The organism is Candidatus Omnitrophota bacterium, assembly GCA_018830005.1.
GTDB lineage: Bacteria > Omnitrophota > Gorgyraeia > JAHJTE01 > JAHJTE01 > JAHJTE01.
Genome location: JAHJTE010000001.1, coordinates 364,162 through 388,056, shown reverse-complemented (window position 1 = coordinate 388,056; position 23,895 = coordinate 364,162). Strand labels below are relative to the sequence as shown.

At 38.2% G+C, this 23,895-nt stretch carries 26 protein-coding genes, 1 tRNA gene and 1 other RNA gene; 4 read left to right on the top strand and 24 right to left on the bottom strand.

All coding sequences use genetic code 11. The features are described 5' to 3' along the window. Nucleotides 1-2 precede the first annotated feature (2 nt). The 17 genes from KJ593_02080 to KJ593_02000 all read right to left on the bottom strand — a co-directional run bounded on the left by KJ593_02080 (nucleotide 3) and on the right by KJ593_02000 (nucleotide 13,816). On the bottom strand, nucleotides 3-842 hold the full coding sequence (locus KJ593_02080) for a fumarate hydratase (GenBank protein MBU2540666.1): 840 nt from the start codon (nucleotides 840-842) through the stop codon (nucleotides 3-5). Continuing rightward, nucleotides 839-1,252, bottom strand: a complete 414-nt coding sequence (gene queF / locus KJ593_02075; GenBank protein MBU2540665.1) for a preQ(1) synthase — start codon at nucleotides 1,250-1,252, stop codon at nucleotides 839-841. The genes KJ593_02080 and queF overlap by 4 nt, the downstream gene beginning before the upstream one ends. 4 nt (nucleotides 1,253-1,256) lie before the next feature. Continuing rightward, complete coding sequence (locus KJ593_02070; protein MBU2540664.1) at nucleotides 1,257-1,937, bottom strand: 7-carboxy-7-deazaguanine synthase QueE; 681 nt, start codon at nucleotides 1,935-1,937, stop codon at nucleotides 1,257-1,259. A 2-nt stretch (nucleotides 1,938-1,939) separates the two neighbouring features. After that, on the bottom strand, nucleotides 1,940-2,626 hold the full coding sequence (gene queC / locus KJ593_02065; protein MBU2540663.1) for a 7-cyano-7-deazaguanine synthase QueC: 687 nt from the start codon (nucleotides 2,624-2,626) through the stop codon (nucleotides 1,940-1,942). Then, on the bottom strand, nucleotides 2,604-2,975 hold the full coding sequence (gene queD, locus KJ593_02060) for a 6-carboxytetrahydropterin synthase QueD (GenBank protein ID MBU2540662.1): 372 nt from the start codon (nucleotides 2,973-2,975) through the stop codon (nucleotides 2,604-2,606). Before queD ends, queC begins: the two co-directional genes overlap by 23 nt. Then, nucleotides 2,972-3,772 (bottom strand): glutamate racemase, encoded by an 801-nt coding sequence (gene murI / locus KJ593_02055; protein ID MBU2540661.1) that lies wholly within the window; start codon nucleotides 3,770-3,772, stop codon nucleotides 2,972-2,974. The genes queD and murI overlap by 4 nt, the downstream gene beginning before the upstream one ends. A gap of 9 nt (nucleotides 3,773-3,781) precedes the next feature. Then, nucleotides 3,782-4,141, bottom strand: coding sequence for a hypothetical protein (locus KJ593_02050; GenBank protein MBU2540660.1), 360 nt, complete (start codon nucleotides 4,139-4,141; stop codon nucleotides 3,782-3,784). After that, the gene (locus tag KJ593_02045) at nucleotides 4,138-4,797 is read right to left on the bottom strand and encodes a bifunctional 4-hydroxy-2-oxoglutarate aldolase/2-dehydro-3-deoxy-phosphogluconate aldolase (protein ID MBU2540659.1); all 660 of its coding nucleotides are present in this window, start codon (nucleotides 4,795-4,797) and stop codon (nucleotides 4,138-4,140) included. The genes KJ593_02050 and KJ593_02045 overlap by 4 nt, the downstream gene beginning before the upstream one ends. Before the next feature lies 1 nt (nucleotide 4,798). Further along, nucleotides 4,799-5,749, bottom strand: coding sequence for an aldolase catalytic domain-containing protein (locus KJ593_02040; GenBank protein MBU2540658.1), 951 nt, complete (start codon nucleotides 5,747-5,749; stop codon nucleotides 4,799-4,801). A gap of 282 nt (nucleotides 5,750-6,031) precedes the next feature. Next, entirely contained in the window at nucleotides 6,032-7,216 is a 1,185-nt protein-coding gene (locus KJ593_02035; protein MBU2540657.1) for a glycosyltransferase family 4 protein, read from the bottom strand. Nucleotides 7,217-7,234: 18 nt separating this feature from the next. Next, a complete protein-coding gene (locus tag KJ593_02030; GenBank protein MBU2540656.1) occupies nucleotides 7,235-9,562 on the bottom strand; it encodes a glycoside hydrolase family 65 protein in 2,328 nt (775 codons plus the stop codon). After that, entirely contained in the window at nucleotides 9,559-10,212 is a 654-nt protein-coding gene (locus KJ593_02025; GenBank protein MBU2540655.1) for a beta-phosphoglucomutase family hydrolase, read from the bottom strand. Before KJ593_02025 ends, KJ593_02030 begins: the two co-directional genes overlap by 4 nt. Then, nucleotides 10,209-10,856, bottom strand: coding sequence for a mechanosensitive ion channel family protein (locus tag KJ593_02020; GenBank protein MBU2540654.1), 648 nt, complete (start codon nucleotides 10,854-10,856; stop codon nucleotides 10,209-10,211). Before KJ593_02020 ends, KJ593_02025 begins: the two co-directional genes overlap by 4 nt. Nucleotides 10,857-11,346: 490 nt before the next feature. Then, complete coding sequence (locus tag KJ593_02015) at nucleotides 11,347-11,658, bottom strand: zinc ribbon domain-containing protein (protein MBU2540653.1); 312 nt, start codon at nucleotides 11,656-11,658, stop codon at nucleotides 11,347-11,349. Between the two features lie 301 nt (nucleotides 11,659-11,959). Then, nucleotides 11,960-12,356: a transfer-messenger RNA gene (gene ssrA, locus KJ593_02010) on the bottom strand. A gap of 19 nt (nucleotides 12,357-12,375) precedes the next feature. After that, a complete protein-coding gene (smpB, locus tag KJ593_02005) occupies nucleotides 12,376-12,828 on the bottom strand; it encodes an SsrA-binding protein SmpB (GenBank protein ID MBU2540652.1) in 453 nt (150 codons plus the stop codon). A 25-nt stretch (nucleotides 12,829-12,853) separates the two neighbouring features. After that, entirely contained in the window at nucleotides 12,854-13,816 is a 963-nt protein-coding gene (locus KJ593_02000; protein MBU2540651.1) for an AEC family transporter, read from the bottom strand. 110 nt (nucleotides 13,817-13,926) lie between these two features. On the opposite strand from KJ593_02000, the gene KJ593_01995 reads away from it, so the two are divergent. Next, nucleotides 13,927-14,013, top strand: a tRNA-Leu gene (locus KJ593_01995). Between the two features lie 30 nt (nucleotides 14,014-14,043). Here KJ593_01995 and KJ593_01990 read toward each other — a convergent pair. The 3 genes from KJ593_01990 to pyrE are packed head-to-tail and all read right to left on the bottom strand — an operon-like array spanning nucleotide 14,044 to nucleotide 17,554. Next, nucleotides 14,044-15,573: a hypothetical protein gene (locus tag KJ593_01990; protein MBU2540650.1), complete on the bottom strand. Its 1,530-nt coding sequence runs from the start codon at nucleotides 15,571-15,573 to the stop codon at nucleotides 14,044-14,046. A gap of 36 nt (nucleotides 15,574-15,609) precedes the next feature. Continuing rightward, nucleotides 15,610-16,959 carry a septum formation protein Maf gene (maf, locus tag KJ593_01985; GenBank protein MBU2540649.1) on the bottom strand — a complete coding sequence of 450 codons (1,350 nt, stop codon included), beginning with the start codon at nucleotides 16,957-16,959 and terminating at the stop codon, nucleotides 15,610-15,612. Further along, on the bottom strand, nucleotides 16,952-17,554 hold the full coding sequence (gene pyrE / locus KJ593_01980) for an orotate phosphoribosyltransferase (protein ID MBU2540648.1): 603 nt from the start codon (nucleotides 17,552-17,554) through the stop codon (nucleotides 16,952-16,954). Before pyrE ends, maf begins: the two co-directional genes overlap by 8 nt. A gap of 548 nt (nucleotides 17,555-18,102) precedes the next feature. Here pyrE and KJ593_01975 point away from each other — a divergent pair. The 3 genes from KJ593_01975 to KJ593_01965 are packed head-to-tail and all read left to right on the top strand — an operon-like array spanning nucleotide 18,103 to nucleotide 20,656. Continuing rightward, nucleotides 18,103-18,468, top strand: a complete 366-nt coding sequence (locus KJ593_01975) for a hypothetical protein (GenBank protein ID MBU2540647.1) — start codon at nucleotides 18,103-18,105, stop codon at nucleotides 18,466-18,468. Between the two features lie 17 nt (nucleotides 18,469-18,485). Beyond that, complete coding sequence (locus KJ593_01970; protein ID MBU2540646.1) at nucleotides 18,486-19,574, top strand: LptF/LptG family permease; 1,089 nt, start codon at nucleotides 18,486-18,488, stop codon at nucleotides 19,572-19,574. After that, nucleotides 19,562-20,656: an LptF/LptG family permease gene (locus KJ593_01965; GenBank protein MBU2540645.1), complete on the top strand. Its 1,095-nt coding sequence runs from the start codon at nucleotides 19,562-19,564 to the stop codon at nucleotides 20,654-20,656. Before KJ593_01970 ends, KJ593_01965 begins: the two co-directional genes overlap by 13 nt. 24 nt (nucleotides 20,657-20,680) lie before the next feature. Here the strand turns inward: KJ593_01965 and alr are convergent, their stop codons facing one another. The 4 genes from alr to KJ593_01945 are packed head-to-tail and all read right to left on the bottom strand — an operon-like array spanning nucleotide 20,681 to nucleotide 23,877. After that, on the bottom strand, nucleotides 20,681-21,817 hold the full coding sequence (alr, locus tag KJ593_01960) for an alanine racemase (GenBank protein MBU2540644.1): 1,137 nt from the start codon (nucleotides 21,815-21,817) through the stop codon (nucleotides 20,681-20,683). After that, on the bottom strand, nucleotides 21,798-22,508 hold the full coding sequence (gene tsaB / locus KJ593_01955) for a tRNA (adenosine(37)-N6)-threonylcarbamoyltransferase complex dimerization subunit type 1 TsaB (GenBank protein MBU2540643.1): 711 nt from the start codon (nucleotides 22,506-22,508) through the stop codon (nucleotides 21,798-21,800). Before tsaB ends, alr begins: the two co-directional genes overlap by 20 nt. After that, the gene (gene tsaE, locus KJ593_01950; GenBank protein MBU2540642.1) at nucleotides 22,505-22,960 is read right to left on the bottom strand and encodes a tRNA (adenosine(37)-N6)-threonylcarbamoyltransferase complex ATPase subunit type 1 TsaE; all 456 of its coding nucleotides are present in this window, start codon (nucleotides 22,958-22,960) and stop codon (nucleotides 22,505-22,507) included. Before tsaE ends, tsaB begins: the two co-directional genes overlap by 4 nt. An 8-nt stretch (nucleotides 22,961-22,968) precedes the next feature. After that, complete coding sequence (locus tag KJ593_01945; protein MBU2540641.1) at nucleotides 22,969-23,877, bottom strand: thiamine-phosphate kinase; 909 nt, start codon at nucleotides 23,875-23,877, stop codon at nucleotides 22,969-22,971. Nucleotides 23,878-23,895: the final 18 nt, after the last annotated feature.

The window sequence follows — 23,895 nt, the reverse complement described above, 5'->3', positions numbered from 1 at the left end:
ATTTATAAAATTTTCCTGGCGCTTCTTAAGGCATGACAGCTGACATTAACCGCAACCGGCAAGCCCGCAATATGAGTAGGTGCTGTTTCTATATTAACTCCTAGTGCAGTCGTATTACCTCCCAAGCCAAAAGCGCCAATTCCGCTGCGGTTTATCTTATCTAAGAGCTTTTTTTCTAACCTAGATAGGAATTTATCTTGATTTTTCTTATTGATGGGCCGCAAAAGTGCATGTTTTGCCAGGCGCGCTGCTTCATCAGCAGTACCTCCAATACCTACGCCTAAAACATAGGGTGGGCAGGCATCAGGACCTGCGCGTTTAGTTACGTCTATAATCCAATCAATAATATTTTCTATATCGGTTGTGGGATTAAACATAAAACAAGCAGCTTTATTTTCACAGCCAAATCCTTTAGGTAATACTGCCAGGCCCATGCGCTTTCCCTTCAGGATTCGCACATTGACTAACGCAGGCACAAAATCAGTTTTAATACTCTGCCTTAAAGGGTCTAAAATAACAGATTGACGCAGACGCGCTTTTCTATAGCCATCGCTGATTCCAGCCTGGACTGCGTTATTAAGGTTCCCCCTAACGTGGACTTGATCTCCCAAATCTATGAAGACTACAGGCAGGCCTGTATCCTGACAGATTGCAAGATGTTCTTTTTTAGCAATCCTGGCATTGTCAATAATATAGCCTAAAGCGCAACGCGCTTCTTTCTTTCTCTCAGATTTAAATCTTTTTTTGAGAGCGTCTAATACATCGGGCCGCAAATTTATATTTGCCTTTATTGCTAAATCACTAACAGCTTCTTTAATCTTCCTACTATCAATAATTCTCACGGCTTATACTCCCGTTTAACAGTTGTAGTAATCCCGCCCCGGGCATTAAAAACCATGATAATCGTCATCTCTTTTGGTCGACAGGCTGCTAATAAATCGTCAAAAATCTTATTTATCACATGCTCATGAAATATACCAATCTGGCGAAAAAATGTCAAATACATCTTAAACGATTTCAATTCCAGACAGAATTTATCCGGCTTGTATTCGATAGTTATGGTGGCAAAATCAGGCAAACCAGTCTTAGGGCAAATACAGGTAAATTCGCTGGTTTCTATTTTTACAGTGTAATCTTTATCAGGATATTTATTTTTCCAAACTTCAATATTGGGGGTTTGAAGAAGCCTTATTTCTTTCTGTCGGCCTTCATAAGAAGACTTCAAGGACTTTTTTATTTTCTTCCCTCTCATCTAATCACCTTAATCCTACTAATCTATGCACCTGGGGTATTATACGTACATTTTCTAGATGTTCGCAAGCAAAGGCGCGATAAGTCTCTATTTTCTGAAACAGATTATGACTTAACTGATTTGTATCCGGCTGCAAAACAAAAAGGATTCCTCTATCTACGCCTTTAATAATTTCAACCGCTGTCTTTAAATCTGAAATAAGGGTTGAATCCGTAATTACTGCCTTAACAAACACCTCTTTCTTTCTAGCAGCTTTTAAAAACTGCTCATGTTCTCTAAAATAACTTTTTTGACCTGTACTGGAAGGTAATTTAAAATCCATAGAGATAATATTAATAAAATCTATCACTGAGATAAGTTCATCAGTCTTAGTCCCGTTGGTTTCTAAATAGATCTTGAAGCTTTCTTTCTTTAACCTTGGCAGAAGTTCTTGTAAAAATATTACCTGTAACAAGGGTTCGCCGCCAGTAATGCTTAAGAAATCACAATGAGGCTTAGACATTATTTCCTCTAATATCTCAGATGTAGAATATTGTAAAAAGTGATAATTTTCGGTATCACAGAAGCGACAGGATAAATTACACCCATAAAATCTAATGAATGTCTGGCGGCTTCCTAAATAAGGGCCTTCGCCTTGAACACTTGTAAAGATTTCGCTGATTTTAGCAATAATATCGTCTTTCATTTTTAACTCTTGCTAGAGGGATCATTCAGCTTGGCTTCTTGAAAACCTTTCTTGCGCAAGAGGCAACTTTCACAGCTTGCACAAGGTACCTTCCCGCCCTCATAACAAGACCATGTCAAGGCATATGGGACACCAAGTTTGGCACCTAATTTTATAATCTCTTTTTTCGTTTTATTAATTAAAGGCGTTAATATCCTTAATGCCTTTCCTTCAACGCCTGCTTTTGTGCCAATTTTTATTACCTTTCTTAATTGTGAGTAAAATCGCGGCCGGCAATCAGGATATCCAGAGAAATCCACTGCATTTGCACCAATAAAAATAGTATCTGCTCTCATGCTCTCGGCATAAGAGGCAGCAATGCTTAGAAATATTAGATTTCTTGCCGGGACATAAGTAGAAGGAATGCCGCTTCTTTCCTTGCGCGCTTTTGGAATATTAATATTTCTATTTAAAAGACTTGAACCCAATGACGGCAAAGATAGCTTAATAATATGATAATCACAACCAGCTACTTTTGCCAATGTCTTGGCGCAATTAATTTCCTTTTTATGTCTTTGGCCGTAGTCAAATATAAGGGCGCTAATTCGATATCCTTTACTCTTAGCAAGAAAAAGTGTAGTTGCTGAATCAAGGCCACCCGATAAAAGAACAATTGCCTTCTGTTTCTTATTCCTGATAAGAGGCTTCATTACTTTCAGTTTCCCAGACAGTTACCTTTATGAGCTTCCTTGTGCGCTTATTAATCTTGGCCTTTAATTTATTAAAAATGAATTTTGCTATATTTTCTGAAGTAGGATTCACTCGTCCAAAATAGGGCAATTTATTTAAATGAGAGTGGTCAAGAACTTTTAATGTCTTCTTGAGCACCTCCTTAACATAATGAAAATCATAAACCATACCTGTCTTATCAAGGCTATTTGCCCCTAAGGTAATCTTTACTTTAAAATTATGGCCATGTATATTCTCACACTTACCCTGATATTGCCTTAGGTTGTGAGCAGCGCTAAAATAATCAATAACAGAAATCTCAAATTTCATCGATTTGCAATCGCCACCTTATTTATCTGATTTTTTAAAAATTTTCTGCCAAGAATTTTAAATCTGGCTGGTTCATCACTTACAAAAAATATTGGCCTTGGTCGCTTACGTGCTAGAGGCGCAGCTAACTTAAGCCTTATTAACATCTCCTTTACCTCCAAGGCAATGGGTAAACCTGAATCAATAAGAATGACATCCTTGTCAAAAAAATTAGCAATCACTTCCTTTAACAGTGGATAATGAGTGCAACCTAAAATTAATGTATCTATTTTTCTTTCTTTAAAGTCTTTTAAATACATACTGGCAATTTTAGAAATGGCACTATTATTCAAACATCCTTCCTCAACAAAAGGGACAAAAAGCGAGCAGGCCTTGCTATACACCTTCATCTTGCGGTTTAAGCGATGTATCTTCTTTTCGTAAACCTTACTTTCAATTGTTGCGCGTGTACCAATCACACCAATGCGCCCAGACCTTGTTAGTCTTAGGGCCTGCTCAACCGCAGGATCAATAACGCCGATTATCGGAATATGAAAATGTTTCTTTAGCGCAGAAAGGGCTAAACTAGAAGATGTATTACAAGCAACAACAATTAACTTTACCTTCTTTTTAAGAAGAAAAAGGGCATTCTCAAGAGAAAATGTGACAATTGCCTTTTTTGACTTTGTACCATAAGGAACACGGGCTGTGTCGCCAAAATAAACTATGCGTTCATTTGGCAAATTTTTTAACAATTCCCGCACAACAGTCAGACCACCTACTCCTGAATCAAAAACTCCTATGGGTCGTTTATCCATAATTTACCTTTAGAAAAGCCTATCAATAATTAATGTCTTAAAACTTACAGGGACTAAAAGCCTTGAATCTCTCATTATTACTGGCTTTCCAAGATCTATGGGCTTATCATCCAAAAGGGCTAGCTCACTTTCTAGCCTGATCTTTACCAGATGCGCTCTTCTCTTAAGCGTTGCCACCTCTGTTAGATAATCCCAGGACCAACTAATGTTATTTAACTCACAAAGCGTTTCAAGCGCATAATAACCTGCATCTTGGAAATTATAAATCTTATTCGGCTCTTTCACGGATACTCTTGCACAACCAGATAGAAAAACAAGAAGCAACGCGCAAGAAACCGAAAACAGGAAATATTTATTTATTTTATTCATATCTTCCGAATTAAATGGGGCTCTTGTCTGGATTTGTCCCTAAATGCGGCAATTAGTGCTTTTAAGTTTTTTTCAATACTTGAAAAATCACGCTTGCTAAGCCAATCCTTCCTGAATAAACTACTCCCAAAGGCAACTGCAGATGCACCACTGGAAAAAAATGATTGAATGTTTTCAGGGCCAACACCGCCGCATGCAAGAAGTTCAATTTGCGGCAAGGGTCCTTTTAATTCTTTGATGTAAGCTGGTCCGAAAAGTTTAGCTGGAAATATCTTAACCATAGTAGCCCCAGCATTCCAGGCATTATATATCTCCTGTGGAGTCAATGCTCCTGGAAATACAGGAATCTTATTTTTTGTACAATACTCGCAAACAGCCGCTACTAACGTAGGCATAACAATAAACGTTGCCCCAGAATCCAATGCCTTATGTAAGTCATGCATTGTCAAGACTGTACCTGCCCCTATTATTAGACGCTCTTTCGCTGTATCTTTTAAAAGCTTAATCAATTCTGCTGCATCAGGGCTATTCATGGCTATCTCTATGGTCTTTAAGCCTGCTGATATAACTGTTTCAGCAAGAGGCTGTATAATACCTGCCTTAACACCTCTTAATATACCCATAATCGGCAGCTCTTTGAATCTATCTATATCCATATTATTCTAAACCTATGCTAAGAAGGCTCTCGTAAAATTCACGATAATCTTCCTTCTTATCAGTCTTTCGTAATGCCATAGCAGCCTTAGGATGCTCATTCATCATTCCTGAAATCGCATAAGGAATTATGTAGCCCCATTCAATTTTTTCTCTTAACGGGATAAACTCATCTGAAATCAAATCTAAAATTGGGCGTATATCAAATTTCGGGTTTTTCAAGAAGCCTATCAAGAGTTCCAAAGGACAATTTCCTGCTGCCCGACCTATTCCATAAACTGTGCCGTCTAGATAGTTTGCATCGTGAATAATTGCCTCGATTGTATTACCAAATGCCAGCTGTTGGTGATTATGACCATGAAAGCCTATTTCCTTTGACTTGATAATTCCTTTAGCGCGTTTTACTAACTCCTCAACGGTCTCCTGATAGAGATGACCAAAACTATCTACAATATAGACTACTTTAACATTGCTCTCTTTTTCAATCTGGCGAAACGCTCCATCTAACTCTGCTCCTTGATCCCGCGAAATAGCCATGATATTAATCGTTGTCTCGTAACCCTTCTTTTCGAAATGATTTACCATAAATATAGCCTTATCCACATCTTTAACATAGGCAGCAGTCCGTATCATATCCACTGGGCTTTCAGAAGCTGGTCTTATGTCTTGGATGTTAACGCGACCAACATCCACCATGACTGAAATTTTGGTCTGTGATTCTATACCTTCGATTACTTTGCGTATTTCATCATCATCACAGAACTTCCAAAGCCCGTATTCATCAGTTGAAAAGAGCTCCTTGGAGTTCTTGTAACCAATCTCCATATAATCTACGCCTGCCTGAGAGATTGCCTTATATACCGCTCGGACAAAACGATGTTCGAAAGTATGGCTATTGATAAGACCGCCGTCACGAATAGTACAATCCAATACCTTAATCTTTTCTCTAAACATATCCTCTCCTTGAAATTCTAAAATTAAATGGGATGTCTATATTTTTCTAAGTAGTGGAGGCGCCCTATGAAATCCTCTGCATTTCGCAAGGCTAGTCCTATGGAAATCATTCAATTTCTGCAGGGCGGGGAATCGTTAAAGCGTATTTCCCTAACCCTCCGTAGGTAAGGAACTTACCACTTAAATCTTTTCTGGTCACAAAAAGAAGTGAAACTCACCATTGGACTAAATTCGCAACTTGCTTATACTACACGGAAAGAAAACCGGAATTTTCCTATATCCTTATTTTTTACAAAAACCTCTATATAATCTAAGGGTATTTTTGGCAACAATCTCTGCAGTAAATTGTTGTTCCACCATTTGCCGACCAGTATAACCTAATCTCTCTCTCAAATTTTTGTTAGCTAACAATTGAATTACTCGCGAAGCCAGAGATTCGAAGTCCTTTATGGGAATAACAAAGCCATTAATACTGTCCTTGATAATCTCTGGCATGCCTCCGGTTTCGGTAACGACCATAGGTTTTCCCGAGGCAAGCGACTCAAGCATTGTTAATCCAAATGGCTCAGATGCGGTAGAAGGATACACACAGGCACAGCTAGCAGCATAAAGTTTAGGCATATCCTCTAAGGCAAAACAATCCATTAAAACATTGTCTTTCAGTCTTAAAAACTTAACCAGACTAACCATGTAAGCAATATCTTTTTGTTGGCTCTGGCTCCAGTCAATAATATTTTTTGTTCCAGCGAGAATCAGAAAAGATTCGGGGAATCTTTCTTTAATTATTCGCATAGCTTTTATAGTTACATCACAGCCTTTGGCCAAACCCATTCGCGCTGGATGAAATATTACTTTTTTTCCTTTCAATATTGGATATTTTTTAAAAACCACCTTTGGATTTACTTTAGGGGAATAGATATTATGATCAATACCATGGTGGATAACAGTGACCTTGTTATGGGGATATCCTATTCCAATAATCTCCCTCTTTATAAAATGACTAACCGCAATAACATGAGTCCATTTAATATTCTTCATGAGATCCAGAAAAAGGTTGTCATCCCAGACATTATGGGCTGTCAAAAACAAAGGGATGCCCTTTTTTATCGATACTGCTTGAAGTGCATTAGCATGAATTTTACTAAAATAGTGCATATTGTGGACATGGAGACAATCTGGTTTAGTTTTATCTACAAACTTATTTAAAACGCTCCTTACCTCCTCAAATAAGCCATGCGTTCCTCGTCTGGTAAGCCAGTTCAAATCCATAATTGGTTGACGCAGTACACTCACTCCCTTATAATTATCCTCTGCCTTTGCCCCTTCAAAAGCACCCGTAAGTAAATGAACCTTGTGTCCCATCTTCACAAAAGTAGGCAAGAGTATTGTCAGATGAGTCTCAACGCCACCGACTACAGGCGGAAATCCCCAATGCAAATGTGAAATAGTTAGACGTTTCTTTGCCATTGATCTGGCTCCTTTGATCTAAAGATAGCTGGCCTCTTTCTTTTTTGCCAATTCTTTTCTTTTAAAATTAAAGGTTTTATCACCGCGGATTTCATGCAAAATACCAAATACCCTTATCTTAATTCTTTTTTTATTTCCCGAGACCTGAATGGTTATCTTATTATTTTTAATTTCTAATTTAAGAAGCTTCCCGCGCCAATATAAAGAAAAAATAACCTTCCGCCAGGAATGTGGTAGTTTAGGATTAATAGAAAGAATTTCTTTCTCTATTCTCACCCCTGCAAATCCACTTACCAAAATCTGCCAGGTACCACCGATCCCAGCAGCATGAATGCCATGGTCAGTATTATTATGAATATTGCTGATGTCAGTATGAATTGCAGTGCGGAAGAAACGATAGGCACGCTCCCGGTCTCCAAGATCAATAGCCACAATTGCATATATGGGTAGGCTCAGAGAAGAATTATGCAGCGTACGGCTAAGATAATATTCATAATTTTTCTTTTTAGTTCTTAGGTTGAAAACATCGGCAAGAAGATAAAGAAGCATAACTACATCCGCCTGTTTAACAAACTGGGTGCGGGCATATTCGCGAGGCGATAGTCTAGCTGATACAATAGGCAGAGAGTTCTCATCCCATTGCGTTATCTTAATGTATTTTTTTCTGAAATAACCATCAAATTGTTCAATAATACTGTTTTTATTTTTATTAATGCCAATCTTGGCTGCGATCTTCTTCCATTCTTTTGTCTCTTTATTGGTAAGTTCGATTTCTGTATTTAGTTTCCTCAACAATTTTAAATCATTTTGCTTTAACTGTTGAAATAGTTTATAAGCTTTGAGTAAATTCCACTTTGCCATCATATTTGTAAAGGCATTATTGTTGACATCTATTTGGAATTCATTAGGACCAATAACATGCTTTATCTCGTATATCTTCTTTCTCTTGTTATATTCCACACGGCTGGCCCAGAATCTGGCGGTCTCAAATATTACCTCATAACCATAATCGTACATAAATTTCTCATCCTGTGTTACGTTATAATAGTGGTAAAAGGCGTAGGCGATATCCGCAGTGATATGCTGTTCCATCTGACCAGTATGGATTTTAATAATCTTTCCATCTAGATCCTTAGCTCGGTCCGGGGTCTCTTCAATCCCTAATCCAGCCGATTCCCAAGGAAACATGGCTCCTTTAAAACCGAAACTCTTGGCTCTGTCTCTAGCAGCATCTAATCTTTTATACCTATAAAGCAATATATTACGTGCCGCCTCTGGTAAAGTATAGAGATAAAATGGCAGGAGGAAAATTTCAGTGTCCCAGAATATATGGCCCCGATATCCTTCACCGGTTAAGGCCTTTGCGCCGATGCTAGAATTTCCACCATCACAAGGGGCGCAGATAAGCATATGATAGATATTAAAACGGAAGTTCTTTTCTATCTCCGGGTCACCCCAGATGGAGACCTCTGCTTGTTTCCATAAATTTTCCCAAGCAAAAATATGCTTCTTTAATAAATAATTGAAACCTCCTTTAAATGCCCTCCTGAATTTTTTTTCTGATATTTTCTTAAAACCATTTAAATTCTCGGATTGAGAGATGTAGTCTATATAAAATATCTTTGTAAAGATTACAGTTTGATTTTTGGCAACTTTTAATTCGAAAACATTGTCTTTTGCGACTGTCTTTCTACCTCCTATCCTGTAATAAAATCCACTTCGGAAAATTAGCTTATGTAACTTTCCGAACGTCTCAACTATAAGATATCCTTCTTTATTGAATTGGCCTAATTCTTTAACGCGGAAATGTCTTTTGCGCCCTTCAGTAGCCGTACCTGAGTTATACACGGAAATATCAATTCCTGTCTCAATCGATATCTTGATCTGATGATCTAAGGGCGTAAAGGAGACCTGCAATACGCCGATATTTTTATCGTGCATAGAGATAAAACGTAAACTTTGGTAGTCATATTTCCTTTTTTTACTATCTTGAAAAACAGTATAGCGGGATAAAATCCCAGACCTAAGGTTTAAGATTCTTCTGTGTTGGAGAGCATCCATGGTCATAACACCTAATTTTTCGCCATCAGCAGTAATCTTAAAATTAAATGGATTAGGCAGATTTACCAACTCCGAAACCTGCGAACCAACCTTATCATATACCCCTGCCATATATGTTCCAGGCTTGGCCTCATAAGGAAGTTCTTCTAAAATCGCGCGGCTTCCCCAATAACCATTTCCTAAGGCAAGCTGGACCTCTCTTACTCCTTGAAGCGACTTAACCCAACCCTCTTCTTTTATCTGCCAGCTGTATGCTCCGCTATATTTAGAATAGTAATCTTTCATCTTTTAAATAGATCCTCAATTGTTTTGAAATTTATTTTGGATAAATCTTCAACTACTAAATCAGCCTTTGCCAACCGCTCAGAATTATGATAACGATCAATGCCAATGCAGATCATTCCGGCATTTACTGCTGCCTCTATCCCTAAGACTGCATCTTCAAAAACAACACACTCCTGCGGCTGACAACTAAGTCTTTCTGCACTAAGAAGAAATATATCTGGATCTGGTTTTCCTTTTTTAATATCATTTCCATCGACTATCGCATCTGCCAGTTTAATCAAACTAACCTTCTCTAAAACTCTCCTACAATTGCGACTTGCAGAGGCAAAGGCTATTCTTTTCCCGCAATCTCTTAAATTCTTTATTAAATCCACGGACGAATTGTACAAGGGAATATTTTCCTCTTCAATAAATTTCAGATAATATCCCTGCTTGCGGTCTCCAGCTTTCCTTATTTCCTCATCATTCAAATCGCTAAGAATCGCCTTAGCACCATCATAACGTGGAATGCCGTCAACCTTTTCCTTGTAATCATCAAAAGTAAAATCAATCCCATACTCTGCAAACATCTGCTTCCAGGCCTTGAAATGTATGGGTACTGTGTTTACTAGCACTCCGTCTAAATCAAAAATCGCTCCTTTAAAGCTCATCCCCTCTGCCGCTCCTCTCCATAGGTATAATTTATAATCTTACTTTTACTTAAATCCAGATTAGGTGCAATTATAATTGATTTATCTTCAGAAAGAAACTTAGATCGCCTTACGCCGATATCTAAAACCTCGACTACTTCTCCAGAAGGAAGCTTGATTCTATCGCCAATTCTAAAAGGCGCATCAATCATTATCAGGAATCCGGAAATTATATTTGCGATTGTATCCTGAGCAGCCAAGGCAATAGCTAAAGAGCCAACGCCAAGGGTAGCGATTAAAGCACTCATATTTACGCCATAAAATGGAAGAATAACAAGAAAGGCTACAATCCAGATCAATACCTTAAGCGTACGGCGAATCAAAGGAATTAAATTATCATCCAGTTTACTAATGGTCTTTGCGGCAATATTTGCTTTATACCAGCTTAAGATAGCAGATGTTATCCTATGAAGGATAAAAGTAATACAAAGAATAAAAATTGTAACGATATATTTGCTAAAACCTTGCTGAGCTTCCATGGAAATCGTAGGAGCCAAATTTAGTTTATAGAAAATATAGCTTCCGATAAACACCAAAAAGACAGTTAAGGGCAAGATACACTTTTTTACTATCTCCCAGCTAATTTTCTTTGATACCTGCGTCATTATCTTCACCTCTCCTTCTCATAAAGGCACAAAATGATCCCAAGATAGAATTTGTTTTAGTCCTAAGTCTACTACTGATTGCAGAATAACAAGTTAGAAACTGTAAAAATATTGGTGGAGGCGCCCCATGAAAATCAAAGATTTTCACAGGATTAATCCTATAGAAATCATTCAATTTTTGTAGGGCGGGGGATCGTTAAAGCGTATTGCCCTAACTTGCCGTCGGATAATAGCTTACAACATAACTCTCTTATTGTCAATAAATTAGACTGTCCGGATGTTTGCCGTTGTTTTGACATTGGGTGGGTCCTATAGAATCCCTTAGATTCTGTAGGGCACAAATTATTTTTAATCAAATTTTAAAGATATCAAATCTTCTTGAAAAATAAAGTCCGCCTAGATAATATTTTGTCTCCTCTTTATTTGTAATTGGGTCCATGCTTGTATCCTTCTAATACGAGTTAAATAATAAATTTAAGCCAAGCTACACCTAAAATGATTGAAATATTTGTTGGTAATAATTATTTAGGGTTCGTATGGAATTAACAAAGGCAATCCCTAAAAAATAAGTCAATGTAATAACAATTATACTTGTAATTATCTTGTTTTTCTGGCTAAAACGAGGATTAAACCATAACAATGGCAAAGCAAGGGGTCCAATACAAAAGAAAGCAATTACCAGCATTGAGGTTTTAAAATACCATTTCACCTGTCGCTGTTTATTCAATATCTCTCCACAATACCTACACTTTATTGCTTCATCCTGGATTTCTTCTGCACAAAAATGGCACTTCTTCATCATCCCCTCCTCCTGATCCTCCAACAGAAATTCTGAAAGAATTTCTATTGGGACTGATCCTGTAGAATTCTTTGAATTCTGCAGGGCCAGCGTTTAGATTTATAGGTTTTGAGTAACAAAACCAAGTAAATCTGCGGAAGGCTGTTATCTTCTTCAGTTTCTTTTATTCAATTATACTACTGGAATGGGTAGTTAGGAAGGTGAAAATTTAATTTGTGGGCACAGAATGGGCACAAATGGAGATTTGATTTTATGGGGAATCCTAACTTCTTATATTAGAATGTGTTGGGAAGGCTTAAAAATCTGGTGGAGGCGCGGGGAATCGAACCCCGGTCCCTGAGTAAATTCAAAAGGGTCACTACATGCTTAGTCTATTATTTAATCTTACCTTTCTTTCTCCAATGGACAAGATAAAGAAAGGCCAGCCTCTTTAAATCTCGCTCTTGTCTAAGAGGCATAACAAGAACCAGTCTGCTAAATTCATACATCCAGAGCGCAGACTCTCTGGATGAAGGCCTCATTGGGATTAACCAACAAGGACTTTTGTCTGATTAAGCTACTCCAGCAAGAATTCCTTCCGCTTGAGCAACTACTGTTGTTTCATCAGCATTTAAATAGTGCAAGGTTTTTTACGAGGCCACCTTGCAACCTCGGCATGCTACCTCTCTCGTCCTTACCCAGGTCGAGACCTTTTCGCCCCCCAATTTTTTATATTTCTCGTTATCTTCTATATCTTAACGCTCTTCTTATTGACAAATCCTGCTCTCTCTTCTTTATACTTTCGCGCTTATCAAAATGTTTTTTACCCTTACAAAGAGCAATCTCTACCTTTATGAGGCCTTTACTTAGATAAAGTCTAAGAGGTATAAGGGTAAATCCGCGCTGGCTAACCTGGATGTACAGCTTTGAGATTTCGCGCTTATGAAGCAATAACCTCCTTATCCTTAAGGGATCAAGCTCATCATAACCTTTGTGTGAGTAGGGGCTGATATGGCAATTGTATAGAAAAATCTCTCCATTCTCTATACGCGCAAAACTCTCTGCCAAGCTGCCCTTTCCCTCGCGTAACGACTTTACCTCGCTTCCTTTAAACTCAATACCTGCTTCTTGCTTCTCAAAGATCTTATAATCTGCGTGTGCCCTTCTATTAGAAACTAAAACCTTATTGGCCATAATCTAAGAATGAATAATAGCATACTTAATGTAACCGCGCAACTGCTCTGAAAATAACAAGAAAAAACGGCAGAGTCAGAATCGAACATAGGTGCGTCCAGAAAATCGCCTGGTTGGCAAGAACTCCTTTGAGTTCAAAGTTGCGACAGATTACTGAAAGTGATACGGCTGTTGGCATTGCCGCTTCAAGAAGAAGCAAGAACTTAATCAAGGGATTGATATCAAAAAACAATAATATAAAAATTGCAAGGAATGGAAGTAAAATAAGCTTTATAAAGACAATTACCTGTAACTGCCTATTTTTAAAGATACTCTGCATGTTTATCAATGCAAGGTTTCCGCCAACTACAATCAAGGCCAAAGGAAGCGTGCATGAACCCAAAGACTCAAAGGCCTTCATAAGAAAAGACGGAATAAAAGAGCTGATTTTAAAGAATACAACCATTAATCCCAACAAAATAGCAATGACCGGCGGGCTAAACATGTTCTTAAATGTATTCTTTTCTTCTCTGTCTCCGGCAAGGAGAGTTACTCCAAAGGACCAGACCAGCAGATTGAATCCAAGCAAGAATAAAAATAAGTAAATAAATAAACGCGAGGCTATCTCTTTGTCAAAAAGCGTAGCAATCAACACCAGCGGCAAATAACCAGCGTTAGAGAACGTTATACTTGAAAGAAACTCTCTTTTTTGGCCAAATTCGGGATTCAAACGCAAAAAGGCGAGTGCTATTAAAAAGGCAGAACCAATGATAGCAAAACTAAAAATAGGATAAATCCACCAATGTGGGAACTGAGAAAATGTAAAACTACTCACAAGTTTATGAAATACAAAAGAGGGAAATATTAAAATTAAAACTATTCTACTTAAAATCTTTAAGGTCTCAGGTGTTAAAATATCTTTCTTTACCAAAAAATATCCGCAACCAGCCAAAAATATAAGCTGTGCCATTGCTGAAACCACTGTGCTTAAGGAATTGAAAAAATCCATATTCCTGCCTCAATACTCCTGTTCTAGACGGCCGAAAGAAATCTTCCTATCAGAAGTTTTTCTTATAAGTTGACAAATTAGCTTGTTTTAGGCTATACTTTTAGAATCTTGCCGAGGTGGTGAAACTGGCAGACACGTATGCTTCAGGAGCATATGGCCTTACGGCCTTGGGGGTTCAAATCCCCCCCCCGGCACCAAGAATTTTCTTCAGATCAGCTTATCTAAATTTAATCCAAGGAACGGCCTTCAACTTTTCTTAAGAATCTATCAATTAGATCAAACCTATCCGGCCCTTGTTCAGAAGGAGTAAGTTTTCTTTCTAGGATATGGGACTTAGGATGAGTCTTCTCTTGCATTATAAATTCATCTTCAATTTTTCTTGCGATTCTTTTTTGTTCGCTTTCTAACTGCTTTAATTGGCGCTTAGCATCTTTTTTGCGCTTTTTCTGCAAAAGACTAAGATCCTTTTCTTCTCTTTTCTCTATCTTTGCTTTTAAATCTTTGCGCTGCTTACCCTCTAAGTCTATATCCTCATGCGTTAAAGACTCTGCCTTCTTTTTAAAGCCCATATCCAACTTATCTTGGCGTTGATATTCTTTGAATACGCTCTTTTGTTTCTTCTCAAGCTGATCTTTAAGTTTTAGATTCTCCTTTTCCTGAAGGGCCATTTCACTATTCAGGCGGGCTTCCATTTTACGCTTTGATGCCTTATCCTTTTCCACTAATGCTGCCTCCAAGCGCTTTCTACTTCTTTCTTCAGACAATGCCTTGCGCCTTTCTAATCTTTCTTGGCGCGCTTTTCTCTGCTGCTCTAATCTATCTTTGGCCTCCTGGATGCGCTCTTGCTTCTTAAGCCTACTTTGAGATGCTTTCTCTTTAGCCTCCGAGCGCGCTTTTTGGGCATTCTCTTCCTTTAGTATTTGCTCTTTAATTCTCTCACTGCTGACATGCACATCTATTTTACGCTTAGTAACACTATCCTCCTGGGACAACAAGGCCTTTTTCTCCTGTTCTGTGATTGACCCCTGCTGAACGATGATTGTTCCTGTCAGGAATTTTTCAACATCTTGCGCCTCTTTCTCCTCTTCTTTTGCCATCTTCTCTTCTCTTGCTCTAGCAAGCTGCGCAGAAATAATCTCCTCAACCATCTGACGATTTTCTTTCATTACCTCTAAGTCTTCTAAAGAAGGCCCCTCTTTCTCCTCTGGTACAATCTCCTTGGCTATCTTTTTTGCCTCTTCCTTCTCTTCTACAGGCTCTTTCTTTTGTATTTCCTCTCTAGCCATCGCTTCAGTTTTCTGTTCCTTTAAAATCCTATCTACAATATCATCCATCTTTTTTAGACGCCTGCGGTCTTTAATTGACTTACTAGACTTATCAACCTTAAGCCTATCCTTGACTTCTCTTTCTAATACTGCTCTGGCATCATCCACAGAATCAAACTCGGCATCTTTAAGAATCTCAATTAAGGCCAAGGCTGTAAACCACTCTCCTAATGCCTCAGAGGTTTTACCTTGTGCATGATAGCGATCGCCATTTTCTAAATATCTCTTTGCCTCCTCCAGCCTTAGCTTGTAACGCTCTGCATCAAGCTTCTTACGTGCCTCCTTAATTTTTTTCTCTATAGAAGCCTTTGTTCTGTTTCTGCCAAAAATTCCTTCCGCAAAAGAAGAACTGACTGAAAGACTCAAAAAAACGAAAGAGAAAATTACCAGCACACGAATTGCAAACTGTAACTTTCTAGATTCACTTATCATGTTTTCTCTCCTATAGAATTTAAAAAAATATTGTTATTACCAAGCCGAATGCGTTCTATTTATGTAATCCTCGAAGTCTAACTCCTCGCCCAGCTCTTGCTTAATAATACTAATACGTTCAGATATATACGGGTGCGTCCGAACATAGGACCCGCCCCGTCTTAGCGGCTCATTGTGTTTTTTTTCTTTTAATCTTTCTAAAAATGACAGAAGTGCAGTCGGGTTAAAACCTGCATTGCGCATGTATCTGGCTGCTATTGCATCTGCCAATAATTCGTCATCACGTGAATATGCGCTCTGTACAAAGGTAGCTGCAATATCCGTACTTTGCAGCGCCTTAGCATCTCCCGCAACAATGGTAGCAATTCTCAATAGATTTAAGCCCATAGAGGCCTGCAGACGCTTAATACTATGCTTGGCTACAACGTGTGCAATCTCATGGGCTAAGACACCTGCTAATTCATCATCGCTCTTGACAAAATCAATAAGCCCTTGATTTACGTAGATAAAACCTCCTGGAAGAGCAAAGGCATTGATTGAATCCTCGTCAAGAATTGAAAAGCGATAAGTTAAATTTTTGCGATCACAAACCTCTACTATCTTCTCTCCTAGCCTGTTAATGCGAAGTTGTAACTGGGGATCGGCAACTAACTTAAATTGCGTCTCGACCTGATTTGAGGCATTTCTGCCAATATTTACCTCTTTTTCAGTATCATAGAAAATTATATCTTGCTCTTGTGTAACAACATTATATTCAGTAGCACAGCCCATTAGCAGGAATGAACTCATTATTAACAAAATTAATATGTCGATATTTAGTTTTTTAAAGAGCTCATGCAGCTTTGCAAGAGGCAGGCCTACTACATTATAAAAACAACCTTCAATGCGTTCGATAAATAAAGCGCCTCTGGCTTGTATATCAAAACTGCCTGCTTTGTTAAAGGCCTTTGAGGCCTTAAGATATCTTGCAATTTCTTGACGCGTCAAGGTCTTCATCCAGACCTTTGTCTTTTCGTAATCTTGAACAATTTTGTATGAATCTTCTCTCTTATCTAAAACTGCCAGTCCTGTATATACATAGTGGGGCGAACGCGAGAGCTTAGTTAGCATTGACACGCCACCAGAAAAACCCTTAGGTTTTCCAAATAATTTTCCTCTCACAACAACTACTGTATCAGCCCCGATAACAACAGCATTCTTAACCTGCCTGGCAACTGCTATAGCCTTTTTCGCGGCATTATCTTTCACAAGTTGCGCCGGCCCATTTTTGAGTCTTCTTGATTCTCTAATACCTGAGAACGATACCTTTACCTTAAGACCGATATTTTCTAATAAACTTCTTCTCGCAGAAGAAACTGATGCGAGAATTAATCTTCGTTCAAGCATGGAGGTTTAAAAAATCGTTTCCTTTAAAAAGCGACTTCAAAGGGACATTAAACTGCGCAAGATTTTCTCCTGCCCCTTCTTCTCTATCTACAATTACAATTGCTGCTTTAACGATAAGCGAAGAATCTTGCAAAATCTTTACTGACTCTACTAATGATGAACCGGTTGTAGCAACATCATCCACAATAACTACAGAACTTCCGGATTCGATATCTGGACCTTCGATCTGCCTGCGCTTACCATAGGCCTTTTTAGATTTACGAATAATAAAGGTCTTGAGAGGTGTCTCTTCTTGAAAACTTACTGCTGCAATTGCTCCTACAATAGGATCAGCGCCAATTGTCGGACCGCCAATAGCCTTTATGCCAGGCATATCCTTAAGCATAGAAAGAATAAGACAAGAAACATAATAGGCGCCTTCAGGACTTAACGTAACTACCCTAGCATCAATATAATAGGGGCTTTTCTTACCGCTGGATAAAATAATTGCCTGCTTATGGTAAGCATCTTTCGCTATAAGAGTAAAAAGCTTCTTTCGATATGTATTTAAATCTTCTATTTGGGACATAATTAATTTAAAATAAACCATTTTCATTGTACTAAGAATTCACTTAATTGTCAATGGTTTGACTCAAGCTTTTGAAGTAATCAAGACATCTCTAACCAGAAACTGAGGGCTGGTTTATTTGGGAAAAACTAGTTTGATTGACAAATGAGGTCTTGAATGCTAATATATTTGGGTTCCTCTTGCTCGCTAGCACATTGGACTTAAATCAAAATATGTCCACAGGCTTACTAAGACCCCTCATAAATATAATATACCCTGCAAAATGTCTTTCTTGCAATACAATGCTTAGGGCGGATTTAAGCGAAAATCTTATATGCCAATGTTGCTATCAAAAAATCAAATACAACAGGGGTATCTTCTGCAAAAGATGCGGCCTTACATTGCATTTAGACTATAACAAAAGTTGTCCTGCTTGTAAGAATAGAAATTTTCACTTTGACCGTGCTTGGAGTGCATGTATTTATGAAGAGCCTCTTAAAAAATTGATTCATCTTTTCAAATATAATTTGAAGCTGAAACTAAAAAAATTGTTCACTCCGATCTTAACCCGGTTCATAAAAGACTCTCATTTGCCAATGCAAGATTATGATTTACTTCTGCCTGTTCCCATGCATCCTGCGCGATTACGCCAAAGAGACGTTAACCACAGTCAGATTTTAACAGGAGACATCCAATCTTACTTTGACATCCCAATAAGTTGTGGTAAATTAACTAGTAAGCACAGGTATCATCCACAAGCTCAACTTAAGGTCAGGGAACGCCTTAACAATGTCAAGGATGCCTTCAGGGTAAGCTGCAAAGATGCCTTCAAAGATAAAAAGGTATTGATTATTGATGATGTTTTTACAACGGGTTCAACGGTCTCTGAAATTGCTAATGCTCTAAAGCAAGACGGTGCTTGGCGCGTGGATGTATTAACTCTTGCCAGAACACGACTCTAAGTAAAAAATAATTATCGATGAAAATTATTAGAAACTATCTCTTAAAAGAATTCATATCTCCCTTTATTCTCTCCCTGCTCATCCTTACCTTTGTGATGCTGATGGGTAACTTGATAAAATTAGTTGATATGGTCGTCAACAAAGGCGTAAGTATCCTAATGGTATTTAAATTATTTGCACTTTATATCCCATATCTTGCTAGCTATACCCTGCCTGTTGCTTTTCTTGTCGGAATACTCTTTACCTTTGTCCGACTTGGATCTGATAATGAACTTCTTGCCATAAGAACAAGCGGTGTTAACCTCTGGCATCTAATTGCACCGTTTGTAACTGTGGGCGTAATTTTAAGTCTTGTGCTTTTTCTTTTAAATGACCGCATCATCAGCCGCACGCTTCTAGCCTCAAAAAGGGCGCTTACAGAAGTCGGACTTAAGAATCCTGCGGCAGCATTAGAGCCAGGCGTATTCATTAATTCCTTCGAACGCTATATTCTGTTTATTTACGATATAGATGGCAACAAGCTAAACAAGGTACGTATATATGAGCCACAAAAAGACAAACCCACAAGAACAATTGTGGCAAAAAAGGGTGAATTCATTTCCCTCCCAAATGAAAAGAAGATCAAACTCAAGCTTATGAACGGTACTAGCGATGAAATAGACCCAACAAACCCGGAAAACTACTATAAATTGCAATTTAGGACTTTCTTCATGACTTTAAACCTGGCAGGACAAAACAGGGAGATAGACATAAAACCTAAAAATTTAACCGTTGCAGAGCTGTTTTCTAAATCAGAAGAGCTAAAGGATATAGGGATCCAAGCCCACCCTCTTATCACTGAAATCCATAAAAGAATGGCCTTTTCTGTTTCTCCTTTTATCTTTGCTTTACTGGGTTGTCCTATTGCCCTTGCTTTGGGTCGGCACCACAGAAAGAAAAGTAGCATAGCAGTCGCCTTCTTCTTAGCGCTTCTCTATTTCATTCTCCACCTAGGAGCACAGGCCATAGTATCACAACTATTCCTGCCACCAGTTATTATGTGGGTACCTGACATTATCTATTTAACCTGGGGTGTAATTCTTAATTTTAGAATATGCGTATCTTAGATAAATATCTAGTAGGACTATTCATTCTCGCCTTTATCGCTACAGTCACTATATTCCTCTCTTTATATATCATTATTGACCTTTTCAGTAATCTTGATGAGATAATAAAAAATCAACTCGATTTCGATACACTACGAGTATATTATCTTGCATTTACCCCGAAAATTTTTATTGAAATTGCACCCGTAGCTGCCCTTCTGGCTATGGTCTACACGCTTTCGCGTCTTAATAATACTAATGAGATTATTGCCATGCGCTCATCTGGTCTAAGCATCTGGCAAATAACAAGAGTGGTGCTAATTACAGGATTGGCTATAAGTTGTCTCGTCTTTTTCGTCAGCGAGAGAATCCTGCCTGCCTCCCAATATAAACTATTGGAAATAAAAGTAAAACAGATGGGTATGAAAGATAAACATCTCTCAGACCAGCCTATTAGGAATGCTGCAATCTATGGCCTGGATAACAGACTATTTTTTATAAGTCTATTTGACCCTAAGGATAACACTTTAAGTGGAATTGTCATCTTTGAACAAGATGAGAATCAGAACGTTACTGCCAAAATCGTATCCGGTTCTGGAGAATATAAAGATGGGCGCTGGATTTTATATGATTGTATAACCTACAAATACGGATTAAACAATGAACTTGTAGGGGAACCTGAATATATGAAGGCAAAGGTGATGAATTTCGAAGATACTCCTCAGGACATAAGGAAACAGCAACTTAAGATTTCCTATATGAATGTCAAACAACTTAGAGACTACCGCCAGAGGTTAAAACACACAAATGCAAAAGCTGTCTTAAGAAACTTCAATGTAGAAATAAAGAGTCGATTTTCTTCTCCCATGACTGCGGTTATACTTATGTTCATTAGCATACCCTTTTCTCTTTCTATAAAGAGAAAAGGTCAACTCGCCTCAAGTTTAGGGATATCAATTGTCCTGGCATTCTTTTATTATGTGATTAATTCAATGAGTATTGCCTTTGCTAAGGAAGGATTTATACCGGCTTTAGTTGCTGCCTGGCTGGCTAATGCGGCATTCTTTCTGATAGGGGTAGTGCTTATAAAAAGACAGCCTTAAACTGCTCTCTTCGAGCAGAGTCATTCATTTTCTATAGAATCTCCTCACTCTTTTAGAAACACTACAGAATATTTCATAAGGTATGGTTTTACAGAGATAGGCAATCTCTTCTACAGCCAATAGATGTTTGCCTTTCCTACCAAATAAAACTACCTCATCTCCAACCTTAGCTGCCTTTATTGAAGTTACATCAACCATTGTGCTGTCCATACAAACTCTCCCTATTACCCTAGCGCGCTTTCCTCTAATAAGCACTTCTCCTCTTTCAGAAAGAAGACGATTATAACCATCAGCATAGCCTGCGGCAATTGTAGCAATAATACGGGGAGATTTAGCAATGTATGTCCTGCCATAACTTATAGACCGGCCCTTAGAGACCTTCTTTAAAAACACAATGCGTGTTTTAAAGCTCATCGCTGGCTCTAACTTCAATTTCTTCCTAAGCTTCTTATCCCAGCTAGCACCGTAGAGCATTAGGCCAGGTCTTACCATATTGCAGTAATCAGGAGCAAAATTAACAATTCCTGCGCTATTTGCAGTATGGATCAATTTAAAATAAATGCCTGCCGCCTTAAGCTCCTCTAGAAGATTTTTAAAATTAGTAATCTGCTTTTTTGTAAAAGATATATCGCTATCAGCGCAAGGAAAATGTGTAAAAATTCCTTCTGCATCAATACGCCCTAAACTAACAATGTCCTTAACTGTCTTGCTAGCATGTTTATACCAAATGCCACACCTTCCCATTCCAGTATCAATTTCAATATGCACCTTTATATTTTTATTAAAAGCTGCGGCCAAACCATTCAAAATTTTAGCCTGCCTCAGAGATGAGATTGTCGCAGTAATATCATGTTTGATGAGATATTGCAGCTGATTATCAGCAACAGTGTTAATCACTAAAATCGCCTTTTTTATTCCAGTCTCTCTTAAGCTCAACGCCTCATCTAGCGAAGCCACTGCCAAATAATCAGCACCCAGCCGAGACAAACACAAAGACACTGGAATAAGTCCATGACCATAAGCATCTGCCTTTACAACTGCCATAATCTTACCTTTGCGCCCTATTGTTCTTTTGAGGCAGGAATAATTTCTGGCAATACTTGAAAGCTCAATATCTGCCCAGACTAATGGAGGCAATTGTTTATTTTTTTTCTTTTGCATTGCGAATCTGGCACTCCTTAGGGTAAAGATAAATCGGCAACAATTTATTTCTATCCCTGTTGATATTTCTTTTATTTTTTAGGGACTCAAGGGCTAAATTGCAAAGAACGCTCGCCCTGGGAAACCATAAATTTTTCGATGCAAAAGATGCTATCCTTGACTTTTTCTTTCCTAACTTTTCTTTAAAATTTTCCAAGCCATCTCCAACAAAAATGGTGGGAGAATTTATTTTCTTTAATAATTCTTCTGATTTTAGAAGAGAATAATCCATCTTTTTCCTCAAGGCTAATCTCTTTTTATGTTTTGGACGCTGATATATAGCAGCATATAGATTATCTCTACGTGCATCAACAATAGCACAAATATCAGAATTTCCAACACCACTAACATTTGCAGCGATCAGATCCAGGCTTCCAATGCCAATAATTTCCAAACCCGCCCCTTGAGCTAATCCTAGGGCTGTAGCAATTCCTACCCGCAAACCTGTAAAGGAACCTGGCCCTAAGCCTACAGCAATATAATCTAATTGGCAAATCTTCAATCCAGACTCATCAAGGCTTTTTTTGATAAGGCCTGTAATGTGTTCAGACTTAAATTGTCTTGAGCTTCTAAATTGACACCTAAGCGAACCTTTACAGCTTAAGGCTACAGATAAAATCTGGGAAGAAGATTCAATTGCCAATATATTCATTTTAGATTCTTAAGCAAGCTCTTATAATGTGCGCCGTTTGCAAAAAGACTAAGCCTTCTTTTATTAGCTCCAAGGATAGTAAGTTTTATTCCTAAAAAGTCTTGCGGCAGGCAATCACCTAAACGTTCTGCCCACTCAATCACGCTTATGTCATTGGAGTAAACATATTCTTCAAAACCTAAATCCAAAATCTCTTCTATTTTTTTTAATCGGAATAGATCAAAATGATTTAAGACCATACTGCCTTTGTATTGCTTTAAAAGCACAAAAGAAGGACTACTGACAATATCTTTAGCAATCTCCAGACCAGAGGCGATGCCTTTAATAAGAACCGTCTTTCCACTGCCTAGTTGACCAAAAAGACAAATTATATCTCCCTTGTTTAATTGATGTGCAATAAAAACACCAAAGTCGAATGTCTTGCGAGGTGAGGTTGTAGTAATAATCTTCATGGATCAACTCATCTAAAATGCTTGAAGGATTTATCAGCTAAACTGACCTCTTCTCTATTAGGGCCTTTTCCGACTAACTTCAGACCAAATCTTTTGTCTTGGATATGACCAATGGGAAAAAATCTATAATCGTAAATAGCAGAAACCTTCTTAGCCATATCTGGCGCAACAGTAAAAAGAAGCTTAAAGTCCTCTCCTTCATATAGGGCCGAGGTAAGATTCACGTCTTTATTAAACGGAATCAGCTCTTCATAGATTACGGCTCCTACATTACTTTCCTTGCAGAGTTTGCATAAATCGCTAAACAGACCATCTGATAAATCAATCATGGAATTAATCCGAAAATTTTTTACTAGAAACCTGCTTTCTTCCAAGTGTGGCCTGAAGTTTAAATGGCGCTTGAGGCAAGATGAACCACCCACTCTGCCGCTTAGGAAAATAATATCATTTACCCTTGCTCCATCACGTGTGACTAGAGACTTTCTTTCTACCTTGCCAATCAGGGCAGTATTAATTATTAAATTTTTTGATCGAACAGTATCGCCTCCTACTATCGCAACTTTAAATTCCTTTGCCCTTTGCAGAATCCCAGAAAAAATATTATCAATTTTATTTAGGGACATATCGCCAGGTGCGCCAATAGAGGTTGTGCAGTATTGAGGTTCTCCGCCCATGGCCGCGATATCGCTGATAGAAACAGAAATAGCCTTGCGGCCAATAGCCTTAGGATTATCGCCTTTTTTAAAATGAACTCCTTCTACAAGACTATCAGTGGTCAGCAACATAAATTCTTCTCTTTTGGAAACCAAAACAGCTGCATCATCACCAATACCCTTGATACAACCAGGACAAGGCCTCAGTCTCTTCCTTATACGTTCAATTAATCCAAATTCACCAATATCCTTTAGGCGTTTCATATTAAAACAAAGACTTTA